Origin of the sequence: Catonella morbi ATCC 51271 (assembly GCF_000160035.2) — a bacterium.
GTDB classification, from domain to species: Bacteria; Bacillota; Clostridia; order Lachnospirales; family Lachnospiraceae; genus Catonella; species Catonella morbi.
On sequence record NZ_KI535370.1, the window covers coordinates 1 to 25,402 of the forward strand.

Sequence of the window (25,402 nt, forward strand, 5' to 3'; positions counted from 1 at the left end):
AGGCTTTTACCCTGCCAACTGGCTAATCGGACGCGGGCCCATCCTATACCTGATTGCTCATTTCCCGATCAAATCATGCGATTTAACCGACTTATGCGGTCTTACCAGCCGTTTCCAGCTGCTATCCCCCTGTATAGGGCAGGTTGCCCACGCGTTACTCACCCGTCCGCCACTAAGAATTACAGTCTTCCATCCGAAAACTTCCGTCCGTAATCTCCGTTCGACTTGCATGTGTTAGGCACGCCGCCAGCGTTCATCCTGAGCCAGGATCAAACTCTCATAAAAAGTGTTTGGCCTTCGTCAGAATGAGCTGACTTTAATCTTTGCTCATTCCGTTATCAACTGGCTAAAGTTGATAATTTTTACTGTTTTATAAGGATGTTCTTTCTCGCTAAGCTTCGAAAGAACGACTTAAATTCTAAATTCATACTTCGTCTGTGACTTGTATTCATTAAGAATTTAATGTCAAGGTTATACAGATATTACTACCTGTATGCGTTCGTTTTGAATTTTCAAGATTGTCTCACTATTTAATTATCAAAGTTCATTTTGCCTCATCACCTATCAGCGATTCAGCTCAGATATTCTATCATACGATTTTGCCTTTGTCAAGAACTTATTTTAAGTTTTTTCGCAAAATCAACGGAGAAACAGGGATTTGAACCCTGGCGCCGCTACTAACGACCTACTCCCTTTCCAGGGGAGCCCCTTCAGCCTCTTGGGTATTTCTCCAAGGCTTACACATAAACCATATGAAGCGGAGAAGGTGGGATTCGAACCCACGGTCCCTTTCAGGATCACCGGTTTTCAAGACCGGCTCTTTAAACCACTCAGACACCTCTCCAGTGACTGTCTTCAACTGCGACAGCTCAATTAGTTTATCATATTAGTATTATATTGTCAACAAGAATTTTAAACTTTTTCATTTATAGCCTTTTATCTATGTCAAGACAAATTTATCACCAATTATTCACGCCATGTGCATATATCTCTTACTCCACATAGAACGGTAGGATAAACTGATTTCTATATATGACTATAGGTGATATTTCACAAGATGTTTCGTAAATAATTTGGGTTAATATTACTATCTTTGTCCCAATTTAAGACTAGGTACTGCATTTAAGGTTAAGTCTGATATTAACCCCTTTTTATAATCATAATAAGCCGCCGCTCCTATCATAGCAGCATTGTCAGTACATAAAACAGGAGAAGGATAATATAAACTAAACCCTCGTTTTTCACATTCTTCCTTCATTCCGGTTCTCAAGGCTGTATTAGATGCTACTCCACCGGCCATTGCAATCTTATTAAACCCAAGTCTCTTAGCACCTTCTATAGTATGACTTACAAGAACATCAACCACCGCTTCCTGAAAAGATGCGGCAACATCAGCCCTGTTTACCTCTTCACCCTTCATTTCACAGGAGTTTAAATAATTAAGAACCGCCGATTTTACTCCGCTGAAGCTGAAATCAAAAGGATTATCTACCACCTTTGCCCTAGGAAAAGCTATTGCTTCTTTATTTCCCTCTTCTGATATTTTCTGAATCTTAGGTCCGCCGGGATATCCAAGTCCTATGGCTCTCGCTACTTTGTCAAAGGCTTCTCCCGCAGCATCATCCCTTGTTTTACCCAACACTTCATATTCTCCGTAGTCTTTGACTATTACCAGATTAGTATGACCTCCGGATACAACCAAGCATAAAAACGGTGGCTCTAATTCTTTATTTTCAATGTAGTTCGCAGAAATATGACCTTCTATATGATGTACTCCGATAAGCGGTTTATTATGTGCAAAAGCTATGGCTTTGGCTGCGGAAACTCCGACCAACAATGCCCCAACCAAACCGGGACCATAGGTTACCGCTACTGCATCTACTTCTTCCATTGTAAGTTTAGCTTCACATAGAGCCTCGTCAATTACCTGAATTACTTTTTCAATATGCTTTCTGGAGGCAATCTCAGGCACTACTCCTCCATAAAGCTTATGTATATCTATCTGCGATGATATTATATTAGAAAGAACGTTTCTGCCATCTCTTACTATTGCTGCGGCAGTTTCATCACAAGATGATTCAATAGCCAATATATTCATATATTTCCTCATTCCTTTATTTCATTATTCTATCATAACATCTTACCGTTTCTCATTACCTGCTAAAATCAAATCAGCCTCACAGAGAATCCCATCTATGCGAGGCTGTCATATTTGAATTTAAATTTAGAAGGTTTTTGTGGTTACTTCCCAAAAAAGAATCTTCCATCTTCCTTTTTCATCTTCTCTTAAATAATATTTATGATTGGTTTTCTTATGCCCATTTCCTTCCTTAAGGAAAAAAGACACTAAAAGATTACAGAATTTATAACCGCCTCTCTCTTCTTTTTCAGCATCCGAAAGTTCCTGTACCCCAATGTTTATTATAGTAGTCTTGGATTTCTTGTATCCTTCTATATCTTTTTTCAGTCTTTCCACATATGCATCATAAGGATTTCTTTTCAGCAATTCTTCATCAAACAATTTTTGGTTTTGCATAGCCAAAGCCTTAATTTGCTCGTCAGTAAGTTTCTCATTATAATAACATTTCATAAGCCTATTGTTTATTTTAAGCACTTCTCTGGCAGTACCGGGATAATTTTCATCTAAATCAAGGTCTATGAGTTTCTCGACTTCAGTTTTACTTTTTCTGGCTTCCCAGTTTTTTTCCCCAATATTTCTGGCCAAAAAAAATCCACCAACAATAAAAACCGCAAGAGCAATCATCACTGCAACAACTACAACCGGATTTTGTGCTTTTTTATACATAAAGCTCCCCCCCTTATTCGTCTTCATCAAACATCAAGTCTATGCTTTTCCCATCTTTACCAAGCTTAACCTTATTAAATATTTCCTTAGCTTCTTTTATATACATCTCCGGATGAGCCATAGCAGGGCTGTAATGAGTCAGCCACATTTTTCTCGGATTAGCCTTTTTACCTAATTCACAAGCCTCGTACATAGTCATATGCTTCTTTTCTTTTGCTTTCTGATCCGATTCATGGTCTCCATACATTCCTTCACAGATGAACAAGTCCGCATCGGCTGCTTTTTCAGCAATTACAGTTACAGGTCTTGTATCCGTACAATAGGTAACTTTAAGACCCCTTCTTTCTCCGCCCATAACCATATCCGGAGTATATGTTTTTCCTTCAAACTCTACAACCTCTCCCTTTTGAAGTCTGTTCCAACATTTTAACGGAACATCATTTTCTTTGGCCTTATCGGGTAAAAACCTTCCCGCTCTTTCTACTACAATATTATATCCATAACAAACCACATTATGTTTGACCTTAAAAGCCTCTATTTTCATTCCTAAGAACTCAAAAACTCCTCCGTCTCCTTCAATCTCAACAAAGTTTACGTCAAAAGGAAGTTCAGGCGCAATAATGCATAACGACTTTACAACCTTTTCTATTCCTTTAGGACCTAAGATAGTAAGAGGATCGGTTCTCCCTGAATTGCCGATAGAAAGCAAAAGTCCCGGTATACCTGCAACATGATCTCCATGAAAGTGAGTTATGCAAATAAGTCCTATCGGATTAACACTCCATCCTTTTTTCTTAATGGCAACCTGAGTTCCTTCACCACAGTCTATAAGTACACTGTTACCGTTATAACGTGCAAGCAAGGAGGTAAGAAACCTGTTAGGCAACGGCATCATCCCGCCTGTACCTAATAAACATATATCCAGCATTCATCCTCCTTATAATTTTACTAATCGGTAGATCAGATTTTAAGCGACATAAGTAAGGCATCTTCTTTCGGCTCATCATAAAAGTTCGGACGTATACCATCCTCTTTGAAACCAAGTTTTTTATACAGACTGATTGCAGCCTTATTGCCACACCTAACCTCTAACAGAAACTTTCTTCTGTTATCTGATTTACCGTAATCAATCAGTTTTGTTAGTAAAAGACTTCCTATGCCTCTGCCACGGCTGTCTTTCTTAACTGCCACATTATATATCTCTGCTTCATCAAGCACTCCCCAATAGCCACAGTAACCCAACACTTCTTCTTTGCAGACTGCACAAAAGTAATGTCTGTCAGGACGTTCTATACATTCTAAAAATGCTTTCTCTGACCAGGGAAGGGAAAATGTTTTCTTTTCTATTTCCGCAACCTGAGAACAATATTCTTCTTTAAGTTCTACTATTTCAACTTCATCCATAGCTATTCTCTGTTTTCCGAATTCTTTTCGTTTCTTTCTCTTTCTGCCTGAGAAAGCCTTAAATATACGGGCTCATGGCTTTCTGCCGTTTCGGTAATACCTCTATTATAATACATTTTTCCCAAAACTGCCACACTTCCCGCTCTTTGTTTTGAAATATTTGCAGGAGCATAGAAATGAGTATTAATAAGCTTTTCCTCTATAACAGATTTATATACAGGTACTCCATCTCCCAGAAAAACCACTTTTTCTCCGGAAAATTCATTATTAAGCTCTTCTAAAAGATCCTGTACTGACAAAGCTCTTTGTTCTTTAAGTTCTGTAAACTCACCGCCATTGAAGGTGTAAAGTCCGGTGTAAACCTGTTCTCTTCTGGCATCCATAATCGGACAGATAATTCCGTCAAAAAATTGTATATTGTAAGCCAGGGCCGCAAGTGTCGGTACGGGAACAATTGGTTTGTTTAAGCTGTAAGCAAGTCCCTTGGCAGTAGCAGAACCAATCCTAAGCCCGGTAAACGAACCCGGTCCTGCTGCTATAGAAATCGCATCAATTTCCTGCAAATTAAGTTCTGACATTTTTACTATCTCATCAAGCATAGGCATAAGAGTAGTTGAATGAGTTTTTTTATGCTCTACGGTATATTCAGCTACAAGAGTTTCGTCTTCCACTATCGCAACAGAGGCTACCAGGCCCGAACTATCTATACCTATAAGTTTCATTCTTCTACCACTACCCTTCTGTATTCAAAGCCTTTCGACATATCTTTTTCTATAATAATATGGATTGCGGATTCGGGAATTAATTCCTCTATTCTTGATGCCCATTCTATAAGGCAGACTCCTTCTCCAAAAAAATAGTCCTCAAAGCCTATTTCATCCATTTCCGAAATATCTCCGATTCGGTACACATCAAAATGATAGAGAGGAAGTCTCCCCTCTGTATATTCCTGTACTATAGTAAATGTAGGACTGTCTATGTTCTCTTCTATATTAAGCCCCTCGGCAAAGCCTTTTGTGAATACAGTTTTACCTACTCCGAGGTCGCCTTCAAGGCAGATAATCTCTCCCTTATCTGCCTTTTCACCGAGTTTTTTGCCGATTTCAAATGTCATTTCTTCTGAAAAACTATCATAAACGGTCATTTCTTAACCCTTTGCCTGTTTAATACTTAAAGATATTCTTTTCTTAGGAATATCTACTCCGATAACTTTCACATCAACTATATCACCGACACTTACCACTTCAAGCGGGTGTTTTACAAATTTTTTATCTGACAGCTCCGAAATATGAACCAATCCATCCTGATGTACTCCGATATCGACAAAAGCCCCGAAGTCAATTACATTGCGGACAGTTCCCTTCATCACCATGCCTTCTTTAAGGTCTTTCATATCCATAACATCTGTACGGAGAATAGGAGCAGGAAGGTCTGCTCTCGGATCTCTTCCCGGCTTTTCAAGCTCGCTTATAATATCTTTTAGCGTAAGCTCCCCTACATCCAGCTTAGCTGTTAAGTCCGGATGTTTCTTTATTTCAACAGAGATTCCCTTAATTCCTCCTCTAAGCTCAGATAAATCATAGCCCAAAGCCTTAAGAATATCTTCTGCTGCCTTATAAGACTCAGGATGTACACTGCTTGAGTCGAGAGGATTGTCTCCATCCATAATACGCATAAAGCCCGCACACTGCAGAAATGCCTTAGGACCGAGTTTAGCAACCTTTAGCAATTCTTTTCTGTTCTTAAACTTTCCGTTTTCTTCTCTGAAACTCACAATATTCTTTGCTATTGTTCCGTTTATTCCCGAGACATAGGAAAGAAGCGGTGCTGAGGCTGTATTAAGGTCTACTCCAACCTTGTTTACACAGTCCTCTACAACTCCGCCAAGAGCCTCTTCAAGCTTCTTTTTATTCATATCATGCTGATACTGTCCTACTCCTATAGCCTTTGGCTCTATCTTTACCAGTTCAGCAAGAGGATCCTGAAGTCTTCTGGCTATGGAAGCCGCACTTCTCTGACCCACATCAAATTCCGGAAATTCCTCAGTAGCGAGCTTACTTGCTGAATACACTGAAGCTCCCGCCTCATTTACGATTACATAAGAAACTGGAAGGTGCATCTCCTTAATCATATCCGAAATTATTTTCTCGGACTCTCTGGACGCAGTGCCGTTTCCTACCGATATCAGTGAAATTCCATATTTTTTAATTAAATCCGCTACTATTTTCTTGGTTTCAGCCACCTTGTTCTGTGGTTCTGTAGGGTAAACAACCGTTGTATAAAGTACCTTTCCGGTTTCATCAATAACAGCTAACTTACAGCCTGTTCTAAATGCCGGATCCCAACCTAGAACCCTTTTTCCCAAAATTGGTGGCTGCATAAGAAGCTGTGTAAGGTTCTTTCCAAATACTTTAATTGCACCGTCTTCCGCATTTTCTGTAAGTTCTGCCCTTATTTCATTTTCTATGGAAGGAGCAATTAATCTTGTGTAGGCATCAATAGCTGTCTCCTTAAGCACTTCTGAGGTGTTCTTATTTTCTCCGGTTATAACTTTTCTACATAAGTAGTCTAATATTTCATCTACCGGAGCTTCTATTTTTACTGTTAAAACCTTTTCAGCTTCTCCACGATTAATTGCAAGTATTCTGTAACCCGTAATCTTTTTTACCGGCTCACTGAAACTGTAATAAGTTTCATATACCGATTCAGCTTCCTTGTCTTTTGCTTCTGAAACTACATTTCCCTTTTCAAAGGTAATATTTCTTATGTATTTTCTATAGTCGGCATTATCCGATATTTCTTCGGCAATAATGTCCATAGCTCCCTTGATTGCAGAATCAGTATCTAAAATTCCTTTTTCTTCATTGATATAGGCAAGAGCTTCTTCTTCTAAAGGCTTATCTGTCTGCTGAAGCGAAATTATAACAGCAAGTCCCGAAAGCCCTGCTTCCTTAGCTATAGTAGCTCTGGTTCTTCTCTTTTGCTTGTACGGTCTGTATAAATCTTCAACTGAAACCAAAGTCTCTGCTGCCTCTATTGCAAGCTTTAACTCCTCCGTAAGTTTTCCCTGTTCGTCTATAAGCCCTATAACCTGAGCCTTTCTGTCTTCAAGATTATTCAGATATCTGAGCCTTTCATCCAGATTACGCAGCACCTCATCATTAAGTGCTCCATGCTGCTCTTTTCTGTATCTTGCTATAAAAGGTATGGTATTCCCCTCATCTATAAGCTTTATTACTGCATTTACCTGCTCTGTCTTAATACCAAGTTCTTCTGCAATTTTCTTTGCTATGTCCATTGTCTTACCCTCTAAATAATTTTTTTGAAGCTTGTATAATTCTAAAGTTGAACTTCTACAAATATATCATAAATTGCCTTAATTGCAAACTCAAAATCATCATTATCTACTCCGATTATGATATTAAGCTCGCTTGAACCCTGATCAATCATCCTTACATTGATTCGTGCATGAGCAAGGGCAGCAAATATTCTTCCGGCTGTTCCCCTGGCAGACTTCATTCCCCTGCCTACTACAGCGATAAGTGCAATACCGGACTCTATTTCTATAGAATCAGGTTCTGCAAGTTTATGAATAGCAGAAATTACAAGCTGTTCCTTAGGCTCGAAGGCTTTCTGCTCTACAAAAAGTGTCATGGTATCTATACCGGACGGCATATGCTCAAATGAAATATCATTTTCTTCAAATGCCTGTAAAACCTTCCTTCCGAAGCCGACCTCAACATTCATCATATCTTTATCTATATTGATGGCGGAAAATCCCTTTCTTCCGGCAATGCCCGTAATGACATATTTAGATTTTTGTCCCGTACTTTCAACTATCCAACTTCCCGGATCTTCAGGAGCATTAGTATTCTTGATATTTACCGGAATACCCGCCTTTCTTACAGGGAAGATAGAGTCTTCGTGCAAAACAGAAGCTCCCATATATGAAAGCTCACGCAGCTCTTTGTATGTAATAATATCAATAGGTTCAGGATTATAAATTATTCTCGGATCTGCAACCAGGAAGCCTGAAACATCAGTCCAATTCTCATAAATATCAGCCTTAATAGCCCTTGCAACAATAGCCCCGGTAATATCCGAGCCGCCTCTTGAGAAAGTCTTTATAGTACCGTCCGGTAAGGAGCCATAAAACCCTGGGATTACCGCATATTCAACCTTTTTAAGCTTCTTTCCGAGGACTTCATTGGTTTTTTCGGAATCAAAGACACCCTCTTTGTTGAAAAACAATACAGTAGCAGCATCTACGAAGGTAAAATCAAGGTAGTTTGCCATAATAATTCCGTTAAGATATTCACCTCTGGAAGCCGCATAGTCCTTCCCTGCTTTTTCTTTAAGATTTTTCTCAATAAGAGCAAACTCCTCCTCCAAAGAAAGAGATATGCCAAGTCCCTCAATTATTTCATTATATCTTGATTTAATATCTTCAAATTCTTCTGAAAAGTCTTCATTATTTACAGCCTTTTCCTGACACTTATAAAGTAAATCAGTTACCTTAACATCTGTGTTAAATCTCTTGCCCGGCGCTGAAGGTATTGCAAAATGTCTGTCCTTATCCGACTTTATTATATCTCCGACTTTTTTAAATTGTTCTGCATTTGCGAGTGAACTTCCACCAAATTTAACTACTTTTAACAAACCTTTTTCCTCCAAATCTTTTATTCACAATAAAGTGTGAGTTTGCACACACTTCGTGCTCGAGCGGTGCCGTAAGGCAAACTTCCCTGCCGTAAGATGCACATCCCTCGGAGAGATTTTTATTTACCAAGGAATTCCAAGGGAATTTCATGGTAAATAAAAATATCTGCAAATACCATTCACTATAGCGTAACGCTTAATGATGATATTTGCAAGATATTTTTTTCATTATTTAAAATTTACTATTATTCTGTTTATTATTTTCAAATCTTTTACAGCCTCTTCAAACTCATTTTCTGTAAGAACAGGGGTTATAAAAGCAAATTCTCCTTTTACCTTTTCCGTCTTAACCTCTTCCAACTCAGGCATTTTTTGCTTAACAGCCTCCTTCATATCAGCAGGAACTCTTACAAAAAATTTCTGCTTATATTCTCTTATATCTCCGAGTTCAAGCTTATCTTCTTCCCAAATTATAGGAATATGCTTGTTTTTATGCTTTGCTGCATCTATTACATCCGCAACTACCGCACTTGCCGTAGGAAGCTTGCCTGCGCCCCTGCCATAGAACATCACATCATCTACCATATTTCCTTTTACAAAAATAGCATTGAATACATCATGCACGCTGTAAAGCGGCTGTTCTCTGTCTATCAAAGCAGGTGCTACCCTTGCATAAACTGTTCCGTTTTCTTTTTTACTTTCACCTATAAGTTTTATTGATGCATTAAGGGCTTTGGCATATTCCATATCCTCTTTTGTGATTTTGGTAATCCCTTCTGTACGTATATCTTCAAAATCCACCTGCTTGCCATAGGCAAGGGAGGTAAGTATTGCAATTTTTCTACAAGTGTCGAATCCTTCAACATCAGCGGTCGGATTCTTCTCTGCATAGCCCATGTCCTGTGCTTCCTTTAATACAGTCTCATAGTCCAGACCTTCATCATTCATTTTGGTAAGTATGAAGTTAGTAGTACCGTTAAGTATACCTTTTATCTCAAGAATTTCCTCAGCTGTAAGTGCATAGTTAAGAGGTCTTATTATAGGTATACCGCCACCGACACTTGCCTCAAAAAGGAAGTTCACATTATGTTTTTCAGCCAGTTTGATAAGACCCGCACCAAACTTTGCCACAAGTTCTTTGTTTGAAGTACATACACTTTTGCCCGCTTCAATAGAGGCTTTTACAAAGTCGTACGCAGGCTTTGTGCCACCCATAGTCTCTACTACTATAGTAATTTCATCATCATTTAATATATCGTTAAAATCATGTGTGATAAGTTTCTCTGCCGCATCTCCCGGAAAATCCCTAAGGTCACAGATTCGCTTTACCTTAATTTCTTCACCCGCTTTTACCGCAATGCTCTTGCTATTTGTATTCAGAACTTCAAAAACTCCGGAACCGACAGTTCCATATCCTATAATTCCTACATTTACCATTTGTCACCTCTGATTTATTCTCTTGCGAGTATTTTCATTCTTCTGATACCATCAATTGCTTCTATACTTGCTACCATCTCGGTAACATCTGTAAATCCGTCTGAAACCTGTAAGCTCAGCGACAGAGAAGCCAGTCCGTTGACCGGTATACTTTGGTGGATAGTAAGTATGTTTACTCCATGACGTGCCACTTCCTTAAGCACTTCTGAAAGCAATCCCTGTCTGTCTTCCATTTCCAATAAAAATGAAATTGTTTTCCCTTTGGCATCCTCATAGAAAAAGTTAATTTCATCCTTGTACTTATAAAAAGAACTCCTGCTGATACCAACCGCCTCGGCTGCCTCTCCCACTGTCATCACTTTTTTAGTCTCAAGCAGTTTCTTGGCTTCAACAACCTGCAAAAGCACCTCCGGTAATGCTTTTGCCGAAACAACATACAACTTATCAGTTTTCATTATACCACCTATTTTTCAAACCTTTGTTTTACCTGTAAATAACATACAGATTCATTACTTTGTATGCCCATAGTGGGCATTTGTTCGTAACAGAAAGAATAGTAACACAAGTACACATTAATTGCAAGTGTAAAAGCTGATAGTTTTATGGATAATTTTTAGATTTTAATTATTGAATATAACAAGAACTTCTCTGCCTCAGATACTTGTAGGGAATAATGCAAAAATGTCAGCACAGGAATAACTCCCATACTGACATTTTATAGTTAATCTTCTTTTTTAATACTCTTCCATTTTAAATAAGCATTAATAAACGGATCAAAATTTCCGTCTAAGACTGTCTGAGCATTACCGATTTCAACATTTGTCCTATGATCTTTGACCATGGTATATGGCTGAAGTACATAGGAGCGAATCTGGCTTCCCCAGGCTATATCCTTCTGCTCGCCTCTGATTCCCGCTTCCTTAGCTTCATTTTCCTGCTGCCTCAGCATATAAAGCTTGGCCTTTAACATTTGCATGGCTTTGGCTTTGTTCTGGAACTGTGAACGTTCGTTCTGACAGCTTACTACTATTCCCGAAGGGAAATGCGTAATTCTGATAGCAGATGATGTTTTGTTGATATGCTGTCCACCCGCACCGCTTGCACGGAAGGTGTCTATTCTCATATCTTCATCTTTTATTTCGATGTCTATGTCTTCCTCAATATCAGGCATTACATCACAGGAAACAAAGGAAGTCTGGCGTTTACCGGCTGCATTAAAAGGAGAAATACGTACTAATCGGTGTACTCCGTGCTCACTCTTTAAGTATCCGTAGGCATTCGTTCCCGTAATTTCAATGGTACAGGATTTAACTCCTGCTTCTTCACCTGCCAGATAATCAATAACCTCTGTCTTGAATCCTTTACTATCCGCCCACCTTGTATAGGCTCTCATAAGGATACCGGTCCAGTCACAGGCTTCCGTACCGCCTGCCCCGGCATGTAAGGTAATAATAGCATTATCTTTATCATAAGGTCCGCTAAGCAGGGTTGAAATTCTAAGTGTATCAAATTCTGTCTTAAACCTTTCCAGCTCATCACCTATTTCCGAAACCATAGAAGAGTCATTTTCTTCTTCTGCCATTTCTATAAGCGCACCTATATCATCATACATAGTCTGTAATTCATCAAAGCTTTCAATACCGTTTTTTAGGCTTGATATCTCTGCCATTGTAGCATTTGCCTTATCAGCATTGTCCCAAAATCCCGGCTCTGATATAAGCCTGTTTAACTCTTCAAGCCTCATCTTTTTGCTTGCGAGGTCAAAGTGAATCCCTCACTTCGACTAATGGCTCTGCATAAGAGTTTAATGTAACTTTGAACTGGTCTAACTCTACCACTATCTCACCACCTTTTATTCTTTATTTCACAAACAGTAATTATAGCATAGAGAGATGGATATTGGCAAGAGTTGTAATTCTCCTGACTTTTGTATAGTGTTAAATACAGGTACAATTACATCACTTTAGTTTTTTTACCTGTTCCCACACGGAGTAGAAATACACATCTCCCAATATTCTCCTTACAGCCTTATACTCTATATCACCTTCTTTATCACCCTTTACAACATGAATCTTGACCTTTACGTTGCCGTTCTTATCCTCTTTCACTGACAGATCTCTCAGATAATCGTATTTAACCGGAATAAGCTCCTTGCCCTGTTCATTTATCAGTCCCCATTTGTCATTAGATTTTACAATTGCCAGACCATTATCAAAATCAATCCAGTCATCGTACTTAATATCTGCTACAGTATTTCCTCTTTTATCTATTATTCCATATTTATTCCCTATGCATACTGTTGAATAACCACCGGAAAAATCATTAATAAAATCATACTTAAACTTAACTACTTTCTCTCCTTTCTCATTTATAACCCCCCATTTATCACCCTTCTTTACTGCTGCCAATTCACCATAAAAGTCACACACATTATCGTATTTTGTACCTATAACTTCTTCACCCTTGTTGTTTACAAAACCCCATTTATTTCCTATTCTAACCATAGCCATCTTATTTTTAAACCAGTATATTTCATCATATTTGAAGGGTGTTATCTCTATCCCGCCTTTGTCCACATAACCCCATTTGCCATTTAGCTTAGCTCCTATAACTCCATCTTGAATCATCATTATTTCTTCATATTTCAGAGGTATTATTTCTTTGCCTTTATCATCTATATAGCCCCATTTGCCATCTATGCAGGCAGAGAACATTTTCTCATCCGGATACCAGTTAATATAATCATATTTTACAGGAATTATCTCCTCTCCTTTATAATTTACAAAGCCTTTTTTACTTCCAATCGTTACCTCTGTAAATGCTGCCCCTAACTGGTCAAAATTAAAGCGGTCATATTTTACCGGAGTCACTTCCTTGCCGAACTTGTCTATAAATCCCAATTTATTTCCCACACTTATCGCAACTTTATCGCCATCAAACATCCATGCTCTGTTATACTTAGGAGAGATTACTTCTTTACCCTTGTTATTTACAAAGCCCCATTTTTCATCCTGTCTCACTGCTGCCAAACCTTCTGAAAACGGCATCACAGTCTGATATTTAAACTCAGTTATTTCATTTCCTTTCTTATCTATAAAGCCCCATCTGTTTCCTTTTCTTACAGCTGTAACTTCATCTAAAAAAGGCATAACACTGTCATATATCAGCGGTACAATCTTTTTTCCTTTTGCATTTATAAAGCCCCATTTGCCATTAAGCCTTACTTCTATAGTATTACCGGCAAAATACTGTCCAATGTCGCTATACTTAGGCTTTACTATAACTTTTCCCTTATTGTCTGTAATTCCCCATTTTCCATTAAGATTTACCAAAACAAGGTTATCTAAAAGACCTACTTCAAAATCATCTTTAGAATCCTTCGGCTTAGTTGCAGCATCTATATCTTTAAGCTGCTCTTCGTCTTCCTCAGGCATTTCTCCGTCCTGATCTATTTTTACGTCTGATTTATTACCTTTTTCATCTAATACGCTCCACTCATCTTTAATCCTGACCGCTACCTTTCCATCAGTAAAATTCTTGATTTCATCGTACTGAATAGGAGTTAAAAGCTCTCCCTTTGTATTTATCAAGCTCCATTTATCATTTTTCTTCACAACAAGAGCCTTATTAATATGAGCTTCATTAACTTCATCATAGGTTATATCATTTATCGCTTTGCCGTTTTCATCCACAATACTCCATCTGCCGTCTAGCTTTACTGCCGTCAAAGACCTGTCATAGTTAAACAGTATGTCATCATATTTAACCGGGATTATCTCTTCACCCTTTGCATTAACAGCTCCTATTTTTCCGTTTAATTTTACTGCTGTAAGCTTTTCTTCTACATTTCCAACTTCAAAATTTTCACCGGCATATGCACTTATTCCAATATAGTCATATTTTAACGGAGTAACCTCTTCTCCTTTCATATTTACAATGCCTTTTTTACCGTTTTTTACAACAGCAAGTCCATGCTCAACCTGTCCCACGCTTTCATACTTAGGCTTAACTACTTCTTCTCCTCTTTTGTTTACAAAGCCCCATTTATAATCTTTTTCGACGGGAGCATAACCCTCATTAAATTCATTTACATCCTGATATACAAAAGGAACTGTCACCCTTCCTTTAGTATCTGTAAATCCCCATTTATCTCCCTTCTCTACAGCTGCAAATCCATTTTTAAATTCAAATCCATTATCATATATTAAAGGTATGACTTCTTTTCCTTTTTCATTTATATAGCCTATTTTACCTGCCTTCCATACCTGCACCAAACCATCATTTGCCTCACAAGCGCCATCATAGTCATATTTAGGATAAACCACTACTTCTTTCTTTTTATTTATAAAACCTAATTTTCCATTAACTACTACCCATGTTAGAGCAAAATTATCTATAGAATCCAGGTTTTCTACATGTTTTAAATCTTTTAGCTTTATTGTTTTTATTTTTACAACTTTATCACTTACAGGCTTTTTAGCAGTTGCCGCATTTGCTTCACTACCTGTAACTAAACTAACAGAAAGCGCTCCTATAAACATAAGGGCTAAAATTTTTCCGGACAAATCATTCTTCATAGAAATATCCTCCTTAAAATTATAGTAAAAAAGCTTATTAAATATTGTACACCTTGCTCTTATTATAGCATTTTACACAAAAAAAGAAAGCTATTATGCAGGTCATATTATTAATATTCTCTGTATAATAGCTTAAACTTTTATTACATTTTATTATTTTATTTTAGCCTTAATCACTTTACTGTATTGCTTGGTTATCTTATTTTATATACCTTATGTAAAGATCATTCAGTTTTGCATACTCATCTGCCGATGAACCTTTATAAGCCTTCAGCACTGAGCCTTCCGCAAAAGCATTTTCACCGATAAGAACTTTCTTTGAGTAAATGGTCGCTTTAACGACAGGGAAAGCATCTTTTCTTCCTATTTTAACCTTGGAAACTCCGCTTTCCAAAAATGCGCCTTGTCCAACCTCTTTAACATTTGATGGTATGGAAACGCTACGCAAGTTGTTACAATGTGCAAAAGCAAAATTATCTATTTCTCTGACATTCTTACCAAAAGTACATTTTGCAATTCCTGATTCATAAAATGCCTGAACACCTATATTCTTCACTGAATTAGGAATTTTTACTTTCCTTAATGCCTTTGTCATTCTAAACGCATGTGCTTCAATTGATTTAACCGACTTAGGAATAGACACACTTTGCACGCTTTCAAGCTGGTAAAATGCTCTTCTTCCTATTGAGGTTACACCGTCTTTAATAACTATCTTATAAATGTCACTTTTTTTGTTGTTAAACCATTTGTTGTAGTATTCAGCAGTGTCATCTACATCTTCCCACATCTCACCTTTTCCCGATATGGTAAGCACCCCTGTTTTACTTAAAGTAGCTTTTACATGTTTGCCTACTTTCAATGGCACACCTTCTGTTATGTCCGCCTTCACATTTCCTTTAACAAAAAGAGTTGATGCAAGTGCAAAGGCACAGATTCCAAGTCCTAACTTAGTTACCTTTTTAAGTTTCATCCGTCTTACCTCCTGCGAATTTGATTGTTATTTACATTATATAAAATGTAACTTAATCTAGATTTTAACAGATATGAGTGAATGGTTCAAGTCTAAATAAAATTACCATTTCTAATCATAATTTCCCAGACGTATCAATCAGCTTTATAGAAAAGTGCAGTTATAAAATATCCTAACAATATATTTGCAATATGAAAAACAACCTAATCAGCTAGCACTTGTATTTTCTATAAAAGGTGCTATAATAAAAGAAAAAATTTAAGAAAATGCTAACTTGGAGATGTTTTGACAATGTGTAAAATGTAATAGATACTGTTTGTGGAATATAATAAAAAATTTCCTGCTTGGATTTTTAGAAGTATAAACCGTATTATTACTGTTGGTTTTTACTTCTTTTTGTTTCAATCAATATAGGAAATAGAAAGTAGAAGACATGAACATTTATTATTTAATAAGTTCGCTTTTCTTTATTCTGTTTTTTCCAAGAATGCTGACAGACGTAATTTGCTTTGGAAAACATCGAGATCAGCAGTTTGTAAAAAGCAAGACGGGGTACCGGTTGATTTATTCATTGTGGACACTTTTTTTCGGGGGTATGTGTCTCATTATGGGTTCAATGTCAGGAGTGGATCATACATTCGATACAATATATGACAGCTATAAGTTGTATTTTACTGAATGTAATTATACGGAAAATCAAGGGATGAAACCAAATGATCCCCGAAATAATATGTTTACGCTGGAATACTACGTGAAAATAAATGAAGACCACATGGAAGATGTAATAATACACATTATTGAAGATAATGGATCGATATATAGAGAGTACAAACTTAACAGCCTTTGTGTAAATTATCTTGGTGACAACAGATATATTGTTTATTGTGGGGAGGTGATGATTTCAACAGTAGAAATAAAAAAAGCTATGTTACTTAAGAAGCTTATTTTCCAATGGGATAGAGAAAAATTGGAAAAAATCTTACAGCAAGGAGGATGATGTTATGTTTAGACTGAGGTATCGTTCGTTTTGTGCAATCATTTGTTTGAACTCAACTTACACCTTATGGCTTTTTCTGTAATGTAAAATCAAATGAACCGGTCGGGGGCATTATATTTTTCAAGGTTACTATAAATACCCCTATGAACGTTACACTCAGTATTTGTACTTAATATATCTTACCTTTGGTAACTTAACAATGATTTATCAAGACTTATTGTCTGATCATCATATGAAAAGCTTATTTTATCATCTTGATTTACATCTTCAATAAGAAATGCTATGTAGTCTCTTTTCCAGCTGGAAGAAACTCCCGCAATCGTGTATCCATATACTTTGTCATTCACATGCACAGAAACATTTTTCCAAGCAGATAGTTCTCCATCTCCCTTATCCGCTGAAAAGCAGAGTTGTACATAATTGCATTCCAAATCATATAATGCAAATCTCAAAAACCTGTTTCCTTTAAGTCTTTTATTACTGTCAACAGAGTAGTATATTACATTTTCGTGAGTTGATGGTGTTTTAATCAATTCAGAGTTTGTAGGAAATATAACCGCCCAGCATATTGCAAGTACAATCAGTGCCGTTATCATAATACTGAGCTTTTTATGTTTAATAACCAAATCCATTTCCTTTCCCCCATTTCCATAAGCCATTATTCTTATCTAATGTCATTTATCTCATTTCCTTAATTATATTTATATAGAAAAGTACAGTTATAAAATATCCTAACAGTATATTTGCAATATAGGACATTTTAATTATATCTCCAATAATTATCTCCATCTACATTAATTGAGTGATTATTTTCATCTATCGGATAAAGTGTCAGACTTTCAAATTCTCCTTTAATATGCATAATACCTATAGACTCATTTATAGCTACTGCTCCTTTTAAAGTATCCTCTATCCCTGTGCGGATAACCGGAACCTCAACAATATTCTTTTTATCCAAAATAATTTCCATTTTCACATTCCTTAATTCACTATGTAATCTTTCAATTCTAATATCACCAACAAACTTCACTTTTGTGTTGAGCAGGCTATAATTTATTTCACCTTCTATTAAAATTTCACTTTGTTCACACGCAACTCCATTTATAAAATGTTCAATAGGTTTCCTTAAATTTATATTTTTTTTAAGGGGAAACACTAAACTCCCCCCGACAATTATCAAACATATTAACAACCCCAAAATTTTATTTCGCATAAACAATTATCCCTGCTTTCTAATAAATCATATGCACTAAAAATCTCGGTATAAGAATTTTCATCTTTATAGATAGAATCAATTTATCTTGTCTGGTTTATCTAATAATAGGTTCTTGGTACTTTTCCTTTGTTGAAACGAAGTTTACCATATAGAAATCAAAATTGATATACCAAAACCGGACGTTTTATTTTGTACATTTTCGTATATATACCATTCAGATGAATATCAAAAGTAGCGTAAAATTTTTACAAATAAAATTTTACGCTCACTCTCTAACTACTTCCGGTCTAATATTATGAAACTTAGCTCTTCTATGCTCATTTCCACCTTTCTCAGGCTATAAGTAATATCTTCAAAGTTTATTTTCAGAGTTTTTTTGAACACTATCTTTTACTTCATCCGAAAATCCCTTGGAACTTAAGGCTTTTTCTTCGTCCCTAAGCTTTTTGAGATATTCTTTGTTTCTTTTTACATCTTCAAGGTACAGAGCTAATGCTATTCCCCAAAAAATTATACCCAAAATAAGAGACCAGATATTAATCCAAAAGAATCCTCTTTCGATTATTGTATTTACAAATACTATTATAAAAAGACACCCCTGTATAACATAATAAATTATTGAATCAGGTAGTCTTAAACGTTTCAAAAATTTACTTACTTTCATAATAAAATATAACCTTTACCAAAACACAGACCCGTCAATCAGCTACTTTTGAGCTACATAATTATCTATGCCTGCTTTTACCATTTCTGTATTGGATACACCAAAACCACCATTGAAACTCTTCAGTTTCCATTTGGTTGTGCCAGCTGTAGTATTCTCTATTTTCCAATATGTCATATCTCGCCAAGCACCATAATATGATTTATATTTAATTGTAACCATATATGTATAATAAAAAGAAAAGGTAGCTAATTTAATGGACTGAGCATATGCAATCACACCCTGTGCAGTAAAAAATAATGCTGTAACTATAAAGCCCACTAGTGAAGGACCCAAAAATAATGATAGATATGCAGAAATTGCACCCAAAGTCTCATTCTCTCCCCATCTCCATGTCTTTGTCTCTCCCTCATATTTGCTAGAATATTTCCTATGCAGTTGTGCATATACGTCCGGTGCATAGTAAAATCCTCCATACTCACCTAAATAGTAATACCCTCCGCCAAAGTATGATTGGGATAATCCTGTATTATCTACCGGCTCATCAGTTATCGACCTTCTAATACTCTTCACACTATTAGCATTTATCTTTTCATCTATCTTTATATTTGAAACAGGCTCATGTGTCGTAAAAGAATTAAAATCTCCAATCTTACTGACTGTTTCCTTTGCCGCATTATATCGTAAAGGTGCAGACAAATCATATACTTTAGTATTTATAGTCTTAGTTGTAAGACTGCCAACTGATTTCTGACTAAGGACTCCATCAATATATACTTCTGATGCTGCCGAATTTCCCATTCGGCGTATTTTAACCGTTACCAGCTTACCCTCATTATAAAATGAAAAGCTTTCATCTTTTCCTGTTCTTATTAATTCAGATGCAGAAGCATTCGATGTAAAAGAAAATATAATTGCAAAAACTAAAATCATACTTATTATTTTTCTCATAGTTTACCTCCGTATTTATCTGGTTTATGTTTACATATTTTCCAGTCCCCATTCCTATACCTCTGTGGGTTTATCTTTTTCATGATAACCTCCTTTCCGGATAGAACCATCTTATCTTGTCCGGCTTATCTGATAATAGGTTCTTGTGCTTTTCCTTTGTTGAAACGAAGTTTACCACATAGGAATCAAAATTGATATACCAAAACCGGACGTTTTTTTCGTACACTTTTGGTATATACATATCCATATTTATATGTTATCACATTATTTATATATCTTAACCCAAAAAACAGGAGGTGTTTGATTATGAAAAAGAATCGCAGGAACAAATTTATATTTGCAGCCTTACTTATAACCGCCTTTCTGATTAACTCCACACAGTCATTTGTGCAATCGCCCGGTACTGCTGCGACAAAAATCTGTACAGCTCCCGGTACAAATGATGGTGTTAATCTGTACCATAACAATGTTAAAGCATAGTACTTTTATTATCTGATGTCTTCACCATACCATTCTTTGAAGGCCCTCTCTATGGGGGCTTTTTGTCTTTCACTTGCTTTCATTAATCTCCTTAACTGATAGCTTTGCCTGTATCTTTGTCTGCTCTTTGAATTATCTCCGGTCATCCTGTCCAGCGTATAGGTCTTCTCTTCAAGCATAAATCCAAGAAAGTCTCCTCTCAGGCATTCTATGGAGTATCTTATGGTCTTATCGGCAAGCTCCAACGCCTTATCGAATTGGTCGGTCTCCTCGTAGTATGCACACAGATTGCTGTATATTAAAGCAAGCGGCACATAACGGTATTTTAAGTCTATTCTGCTGTTCCCGTAGGATAATGCTGCCTTTTCAAGCAGTTCTATACTTTTATCCTGTCTGTTTACCATTTTATAGCAAACAGCTATATTGTTTATGATAGTTGCCTCTGCCTTGCTTAGTACAAATTTTCCAAGCCCCGCTAAGCCCGTATCTCCTCTGGTTATGTTAAATGCCTCTGTTAATCTCTCTATGGCTTCATCCGGAGTACATCTTTTCATTATACTGTCAAACTGTATGTCCATAAACTTCACATATTGTTCATTTCTTTTATGTTCTAATGAAATCTTCTGTCTTAACTCCCCATACAATGCCTCTGATTCCTCATATCTCTGGAAAGTATTTAGCTTTGCCACCTCTCTTTCCATTTCAAGCAGACGAAAATCATTGGTTATTATTCTGCTCTCTGCCATTTCTGTTTCTTTGTCAAAATATTCCAGAAGTTTACGTAAGGTTTCATTTTTAGGAGAATTTTTACCTGTTTCTATCCTTGAAATGGTCTTTATATCTATATCCAGCTCAACTGAAAGTTCCTGTCTTGATATACCCTTAAGCATTCTCTCCTGCTTTATAAATTCAGATATTATGTATATATTTTTCTGTTTACAGTCTGTAATCAGGCTTATATCCTTTGTCTTCCATTTCACATCATACTCTTCGTATATATCCTTTAATGCATCCCTCATCTTCTTAAAATCTGTATATACCGGCTCATTTCTGCCCTCAGACAGAAACAGTATCCTATCTAACAGCTGCGGGAGATTCTGCAGCATACCATTGCCTGCCAGTCTGTCTTCCGCTGCCAAAGTAATGGTTAAGGCTTCCTCATATTTACCATTCTTTATAAAGCTGTCCCCAATAATCCAGGCTGCTCTTCCATACAGACTGCATTTTACTTCCTCATCACTAAAATGCGTATCTATATAGTTCAGTATATCTCTGCCGACCCTGCCAATACGGTCTTCGCCCATTTTTTCTTTATTCTTAAGATGCAGCAGGATTATGATGAGTTCTTCCTCTCCGATTATATAGTCATTCATATTCTCATCTGAAATCCCAGGGAGGGTAAGGTTAATTGCAAGGTTAAAATGTTCGTCCGCTTTGTTAAAGTCCCTGTACTTCTCAGAGCTTATAATACCTTTCATTGTCTCAAGGTACTGGCATTGCAGGGTATTTTCCTTATCCGCAAAGCTCTCACATTCGGCAAGACTTTCCTCCGCCCCGTCATAGTTTTCGCTGCTTAGTTCTTCTTTTATTATTTCCTTTAGTACGAACAGTCTGTAGTCTGTCTCATCCTGTATGATATCCATCTTATTTATCGAGCTGCCTAACCTGCTTATAAGCCGCTCTAGGATAAAGAAATCTCCGTGGCGTTCTCCTGCCTCAATTCTCCTTAACGAGGCTTCTGAACATACTCCTGCTGTCAATTTGGTTCTGCTTATATCACGGCCGATACGTTCCTGCTTTATAAGTGCACCTATTTTTGCTATGTTCATATAAGTCTCCTGCAATTGCTGCCGATTTATATGTTGTCATCGTTCGCTTGGTACTTCCTCTTTGTAAGCAGTTTAACTCAAACTTGCGACATTTCTATGTCACCTTTTCATCAAAAATATTTATTTATTTGTTATATGCACTTTCAGAAACATCATTGACACTACTTCGGTAAACCGATATACTGTAGCAAAGGGGGGATAATCTGTCACGATTAAATGGTGATAATATTGAAGATATATTAGCAGCAGCAAGAAAAAAGAAACAAAACCAAAAGGAGCCAACCATATGTCACAGGCCACACTTAACGAGCATATCAAAAACCGTTCATTTAAGCGCTGCTACCTGCTTTACGGTGCCGAACCGTATATGATAAGGTATTATAAAAACGCCCTAAAAAATGCTGTTATCGGCTCCGGCGATAAGATGAATCTAAATACTTTTTCAGGCAAGATAACTGATATAAATAATATTATAGAGCCTGCCGAAACCCTGCCGTTTTTCTCGGACTACAGATGTATCCTGGTAGAAAATTCAGGGCTTTTTTCTTCTGCCAATGAGTTTTCTGAGTACATCGCGAAAATTCCTGAAAGTACAGTAATTATATTTGCAGAAAATGATGTTGATAAAAGAACCAAACTTTATAAAACGGTAAATAAGACAGGTTGTGCGGTAGAATTTGAAATCCAAAAAGAAAACGATTTAATTAATACTATAATTAAAAAATTTGCCAAAGATAAAATAACTATAGATTATGAGCTTGCCAAATACTTTGTAAACCGCATAGGCACTTCTATGGATGAACTTTACAGCGAAGCTGACAAACTAATTTCATATGTTTATGAAAAAAGAACCGTAACCAAAGAAGATATTGATACCGTCTGCGAAAGGCAGCTGTCTGATAAGATATTTGACATCATGGACTATATGGGTAAAAAGGACAGAGAAAATGCCATAGGCTTCTACCTTGATTTAACAGGACTTCAGGAATCACCTGTTAAAATACTGGCTTTAATCAATACTCATTTTACAAGGCTTTACAATATTAAACAACTGATGGCAGAGGGTAAACAGGGAGAAATAGCTTCCCTGCTTAAAATACCACCTTTTTTTGTAAAAAAGTATGTAGAACAGGCAAATAATTTTTCTGATGCAACATTAAGAGATGCCATTGAATACGGCATCTTCGTTGATAATGCCATTAAAACCGGAGGAATGAATGAGTATGTGGCAGTAGAAAGTATGATAGTCAGATATTCTGCTTAACTTCTCTTTCTATTGAGACTATCTCTGCCACAATGACTATAATTATACCAAAATAACCGGCTCTTATGCCAAATTTAAGACAAGTCAGTACAGCAAGTACTGCTCCGATATGAAAGAAAGTAAGGGAGAGCAGATAAAATCTGCCCTTTTCCCTGTCTTCGTCTTTCCCTGTCAAATGATAATAGGTATAGCCTAAAACCATCTGTTTTAAGTTATTGGTTGAAAATATGGTAGAACAGTTATATTTCCTTGTACCTGTAAAGGTAAACCATTGGACAGATGACATAAAGAAAATCGGCAATAATGCCAAAACCACATCTGCATCCTCAGGTATAAAGGAAATAGCAACAAAGCCCAGTATTAAAACTACAAATGTATATATTTTCAAAACAAATCTGCCAAATCTTTGCTTAATCAAAGCTCCCGATACATTTCCCAAAATAAACAGCAGGAGGGCAAAAACTCTTAAGCTTACCTCTTTATAATCCCTTCCAAAAATGTTTAATATAATCTCAATCAGGTTAGCGGTCTGGGCAGAGCCAAAGTTACCTACTCTGCTAAAAAGCGCATAGCCCCCCATAAAGCCGCCTGATATACACATTATATGATGTAAAACTTCTTCCTGTTTCTCTGTCATATTTTCCATTAAAGTTTAATCTTCTTTCACTCCATGCATTGCCCTGTCAGGGTAAGCATCTTTTTCAAAATTATAATATCCTTTATGCTCAGGATTGTTTTCTCCGTATTCCTTATCAAACCCGGCAATATCAAGATCACCCAACATAAATGCTCTGAATGAGCCTCCTCCGGCAATAGGGCAGGTATCAAAATGATACCATTTGTCTTTGTATTTAATTAAATTCCAAAAATGATCGCTGTTTTCTCCATCCCTAGCCACCATGATGTTTTCAAAGCCCGCTCCTGTAATAAGAGCCTCTGCAACCGCATAATAGGTGAAGCAGTCACCCGTATGAGTTCTAAATCCGTTGTAGGCAGCTTCTATAACATCACTTTTGTCTGAATAACCTGTATAGTTAATCTTAGTATGACAAAACTCAAAAATTTTATCCAGTTTTTCAATTTCAGTCATGTCTTTTGAGGTAATTTCATTCAAAGTTTCTTTTACATATTGGGCTACCTCTTCGGCATGTCCTTTAGAAGATTTTTTTACAATCACCTTCACAGATTTTTCAGCTTTGTTACCTGCTTTATCCTCAGACCTGTAAGTGACCTTATATGTTCCCTCTTTTCGGGGATTTACCTTAGAAGCATCTACCATAAGGGCTGTTCCGCCCTGTTGGTTATCTGTAACACTGACTCCCGACCTGTAAGAAATCGGGCTTCCTATGTATATAGTCAAATCCCTTGTTCCTTTGATAACCGGCGGTTTGGTATCAGCCACTTCCAGCCTAAGCACAATTTCTTTTTTATTCTTCTTCACTGAGGCCTTAATCGGAACCATGTATTTGCCGGTTTTTTGCAAAACTTTTTCAATGTTAAATTTTTCACCATAAGTAAGCCGAAGCCCTGCCTGTTCAGTTCTTAAAAATTTACTTGCAGGTAATTCCTTAGTTCCAAGTTCCACTTTAAGATGTCTTTTTACATCCAATACATAAAGTGTTGTAGTTTCTTCCGATGTATTTCCGCCTAAGTCTGTAGCTGTAAGCTTTATTTTATAAACTCCTGATTCACCTTTATAATTTGACAAACCGCTTTCTTTTAACTTTGTTTTTGTCGCATCTTCAATCCTGTCAATAAAATCTTCTTTTTTGCATTTTTCTCCGGCCGCTATAACCACTTCTTTTGTAATAATTACCGGACTTTCCGTATCCACTACCGTAAGCAATGTAGTATTGATATTGCCGTTTACCAGAAACTGCACCGGATATTCTCCGGGTTTATCAAGAGGAATATCCTTAATAGGAGTAACCATCTTACAGTTTATTAAAGGTATATGGTGACTGATTAAGAATTCATATAACTCAGGATTTTTGTAAAAGTCAGTTTGCTTTAAATCGGAAGTTCCTGCCTCTACTGTCATTTCCGACTTCAAAGGAGAATTTATAAAAAGCGAAAGTCCTCCTAAAATCAGCAAAATAGTGAGGCTCACCACTGAAATAATCAAATTTCTTTTTAATTTACTCATAG

The 25,402-nt window shown here is 36.8% G+C and carries 23 protein-coding genes, 2 tRNA genes and 1 rRNA gene; 3 read left to right on the plus strand and 23 right to left on the minus strand.

Annotation, left to right across the window (positions count from 1 at the left end; genetic code table 11):
* The 16 genes from GCWU000282_RS12715 to GCWU000282_RS12790 form a co-directional block, all read right to left on the minus strand.
* Positions 1 to 285 (minus strand): 16S ribosomal RNA (locus GCWU000282_RS12715); the annotation flags it as partial.
* A gap of 358 nt (positions 286 to 643) precedes the next feature.
* Positions 644 to 732 (minus strand) — tRNA-Ser (locus GCWU000282_RS12720).
* Between the two features lie 26 nt (positions 733 to 758).
* Positions 759 to 844: transfer RNA gene (locus tag GCWU000282_RS12725), tRNA-Ser, on the minus strand.
* A gap of 243 nt (positions 845 to 1,087) precedes the next feature.
* Complete coding sequence (gene tsaD / locus GCWU000282_RS12730; RefSeq protein WP_023355557.1) at positions 1,088 to 2,110, minus strand: tRNA (adenosine(37)-N6)-threonylcarbamoyltransferase complex transferase subunit TsaD; 1,023 nt, start codon at positions 2,108 to 2,110, stop codon at positions 1,088 to 1,090.
* Positions 2,111 to 2,224: 114 nt separating this feature from the next.
* Positions 2,225 to 2,806: a DUF6715 family protein gene (locus GCWU000282_RS12735; protein ID WP_051384197.1), complete on the minus strand. Its 582-nt coding sequence runs from the start codon at positions 2,804 to 2,806 to the stop codon at positions 2,225 to 2,227.
* Between the two features lie 13 nt (positions 2,807 to 2,819).
* Positions 2,820 to 3,734 carry a ribonuclease Z gene (locus GCWU000282_RS12740; RefSeq protein WP_023355559.1) on the minus strand — a complete coding sequence of 305 codons (915 nt, stop codon included), beginning with the start codon at positions 3,732 to 3,734 and terminating at the stop codon, positions 2,820 to 2,822.
* Positions 3,735 to 3,766: 32 nt separating this feature from the next.
* Positions 3,767 to 4,210 carry a ribosomal protein S18-alanine N-acetyltransferase gene (gene rimI, locus GCWU000282_RS12745; protein ID WP_023355560.1) on the minus strand — a complete coding sequence of 148 codons (444 nt, stop codon included), beginning with the start codon at positions 4,208 to 4,210 and terminating at the stop codon, positions 3,767 to 3,769.
* A gap of 2 nt (positions 4,211 to 4,212) precedes the next feature.
* Entirely contained in the window at positions 4,213 to 4,932 is a 720-nt protein-coding gene (gene tsaB / locus GCWU000282_RS12750) for a tRNA (adenosine(37)-N6)-threonylcarbamoyltransferase complex dimerization subunit type 1 TsaB (protein WP_023355561.1), read from the minus strand.
* Complete coding sequence (tsaE, locus tag GCWU000282_RS12755) at positions 4,929 to 5,354, minus strand: tRNA (adenosine(37)-N6)-threonylcarbamoyltransferase complex ATPase subunit type 1 TsaE (RefSeq protein ID WP_023355562.1); 426 nt, start codon at positions 5,352 to 5,354, stop codon at positions 4,929 to 4,931. Before tsaE ends, tsaB begins: the two co-directional genes overlap by 4 nt.
* Before the next feature lie 3 nt (positions 5,355 to 5,357).
* Positions 5,358 to 7,508: a Tex family protein gene (locus GCWU000282_RS12760; protein WP_023355563.1), complete on the minus strand. Its 2,151-nt coding sequence runs from the start codon at positions 7,506 to 7,508 to the stop codon at positions 5,358 to 5,360.
* Between the two features lie 41 nt (positions 7,509 to 7,549).
* Positions 7,550 to 8,869, minus strand: coding sequence for an aspartate kinase (locus tag GCWU000282_RS12765; protein ID WP_035041010.1), 1,320 nt, complete (start codon positions 8,867 to 8,869; stop codon positions 7,550 to 7,552).
* 228 nt (positions 8,870 to 9,097) lie between these two features.
* On the minus strand, positions 9,098 to 10,306 hold the full coding sequence (locus GCWU000282_RS12770; protein WP_023355566.1) for a homoserine dehydrogenase: 1,209 nt from the start codon (positions 10,304 to 10,306) through the stop codon (positions 9,098 to 9,100).
* 14 nt (positions 10,307 to 10,320) lie between these two features.
* On the minus strand, positions 10,321 to 10,764 hold the full coding sequence (locus GCWU000282_RS12775; RefSeq protein ID WP_408605518.1) for an ACT domain-containing protein: 444 nt from the start codon (positions 10,762 to 10,764) through the stop codon (positions 10,321 to 10,323).
* 263 nt (positions 10,765 to 11,027) lie between these two features.
* Positions 11,028 to 12,144 (minus strand): peptide chain release factor 2 gene (gene prfB, locus GCWU000282_RS12780; RefSeq protein WP_156913154.1). Its coding sequence is split into 2 segments (ribosomal slippage): positions 11,028 to 12,068 and positions 12,070 to 12,144, totalling 1,116 coding nucleotides; the frame shifts between segments, so codons are not numbered across the junction.
* Positions 12,145 to 12,264: 120 nt separating this feature from the next.
* On the minus strand, positions 12,265 to 14,883 hold the full coding sequence (locus GCWU000282_RS12785; protein WP_023355570.1) for a WG repeat-containing protein: 2,619 nt from the start codon (positions 14,881 to 14,883) through the stop codon (positions 12,265 to 12,267).
* Positions 14,884 to 15,082: 199 nt separating this feature from the next.
* A complete protein-coding gene (locus GCWU000282_RS12790) occupies positions 15,083 to 15,853 on the minus strand; it encodes a leucine-rich repeat domain-containing protein (protein WP_023355571.1) in 771 nt (256 codons plus the stop codon).
* Between the two features lie 607 nt (positions 15,854 to 16,460).
* On the opposite strand from GCWU000282_RS12790, the gene GCWU000282_RS12795 reads away from it, so the two are divergent.
* Complete coding sequence (locus GCWU000282_RS12795; RefSeq protein WP_051384198.1) at positions 16,461 to 16,850, plus strand: hypothetical protein; 390 nt, start codon at positions 16,461 to 16,463, stop codon at positions 16,848 to 16,850.
* 179 nt (positions 16,851 to 17,029) lie between these two features.
* Here GCWU000282_RS12795 and GCWU000282_RS12800 read toward each other — a convergent pair whose 3' ends face one another.
* The 4 genes from GCWU000282_RS12800 to GCWU000282_RS12815 all read right to left on the minus strand — a co-directional run bounded on the left by GCWU000282_RS12800 (position 17,030) and on the right by GCWU000282_RS12815 (position 19,681).
* Positions 17,030 to 17,482: a hypothetical protein gene (locus tag GCWU000282_RS12800; RefSeq protein ID WP_156913155.1), complete on the minus strand. Its 453-nt coding sequence runs from the start codon at positions 17,480 to 17,482 to the stop codon at positions 17,030 to 17,032.
* 128 nt (positions 17,483 to 17,610) lie between these two features.
* A complete protein-coding gene (locus tag GCWU000282_RS12805) occupies positions 17,611 to 18,063 on the minus strand; it encodes a hypothetical protein (protein ID WP_023355574.1) in 453 nt (150 codons plus the stop codon).
* 355 nt (positions 18,064 to 18,418) lie between these two features.
* A complete protein-coding gene (locus GCWU000282_RS12810; protein WP_023355575.1) occupies positions 18,419 to 18,730 on the minus strand; it encodes a hypothetical protein in 312 nt (103 codons plus the stop codon).
* 42 nt (positions 18,731 to 18,772) lie between these two features.
* Complete coding sequence (locus GCWU000282_RS12815) at positions 18,773 to 19,681, minus strand: hypothetical protein (protein ID WP_023355576.1); 909 nt, start codon at positions 19,679 to 19,681, stop codon at positions 18,773 to 18,775.
* A gap of 306 nt (positions 19,682 to 19,987) precedes the next feature.
* Here GCWU000282_RS12815 and GCWU000282_RS16695 point away from each other — a divergent pair, with 306 nt between their 5' ends.
* Positions 19,988 to 20,161, plus strand: a complete 174-nt coding sequence (locus tag GCWU000282_RS16695; protein ID WP_156913156.1) for a hypothetical protein — start codon at positions 19,988 to 19,990, stop codon at positions 20,159 to 20,161.
* A gap of 8 nt (positions 20,162 to 20,169) precedes the next feature.
* Here the strand turns inward: GCWU000282_RS16695 and GCWU000282_RS12820 are convergent, their stop codons facing one another.
* Positions 20,170 to 21,990, minus strand: coding sequence for a helix-turn-helix domain-containing protein (locus GCWU000282_RS12820; RefSeq protein ID WP_023355578.1), 1,821 nt, complete (start codon positions 21,988 to 21,990; stop codon positions 20,170 to 20,172).
* A gap of 286 nt (positions 21,991 to 22,276) precedes the next feature.
* On the opposite strand from GCWU000282_RS12820, the gene holA reads away from it, so the two are divergent.
* Positions 22,277 to 23,254 (plus strand): DNA polymerase III subunit delta, encoded by a 978-nt coding sequence (gene holA / locus GCWU000282_RS12825; RefSeq protein ID WP_035041015.1) that lies wholly within the window; start codon positions 22,277 to 22,279, stop codon positions 23,252 to 23,254.
* Here holA and GCWU000282_RS12830 read toward each other — a convergent pair.
* Together GCWU000282_RS12830 and GCWU000282_RS12835 are read right to left on the minus strand one after the other, a co-directional pair.
* Positions 23,238 to 23,900, minus strand: coding sequence for a YoaK family protein (locus GCWU000282_RS12830; protein WP_023355581.1), 663 nt, complete (start codon positions 23,898 to 23,900; stop codon positions 23,238 to 23,240). The two genes, holA and GCWU000282_RS12830, sit on opposite strands and share 17 nt — an antisense overlap.
* Positions 23,901 to 23,906: 6 nt before the next feature.
* Complete coding sequence (locus tag GCWU000282_RS12835) at positions 23,907 to 25,400, minus strand: transglutaminase domain-containing protein (RefSeq protein WP_156913157.1); 1,494 nt, start codon at positions 25,398 to 25,400, stop codon at positions 23,907 to 23,909.
* Between the last annotated feature and the right edge of the window lie 2 nt (positions 25,401 to 25,402).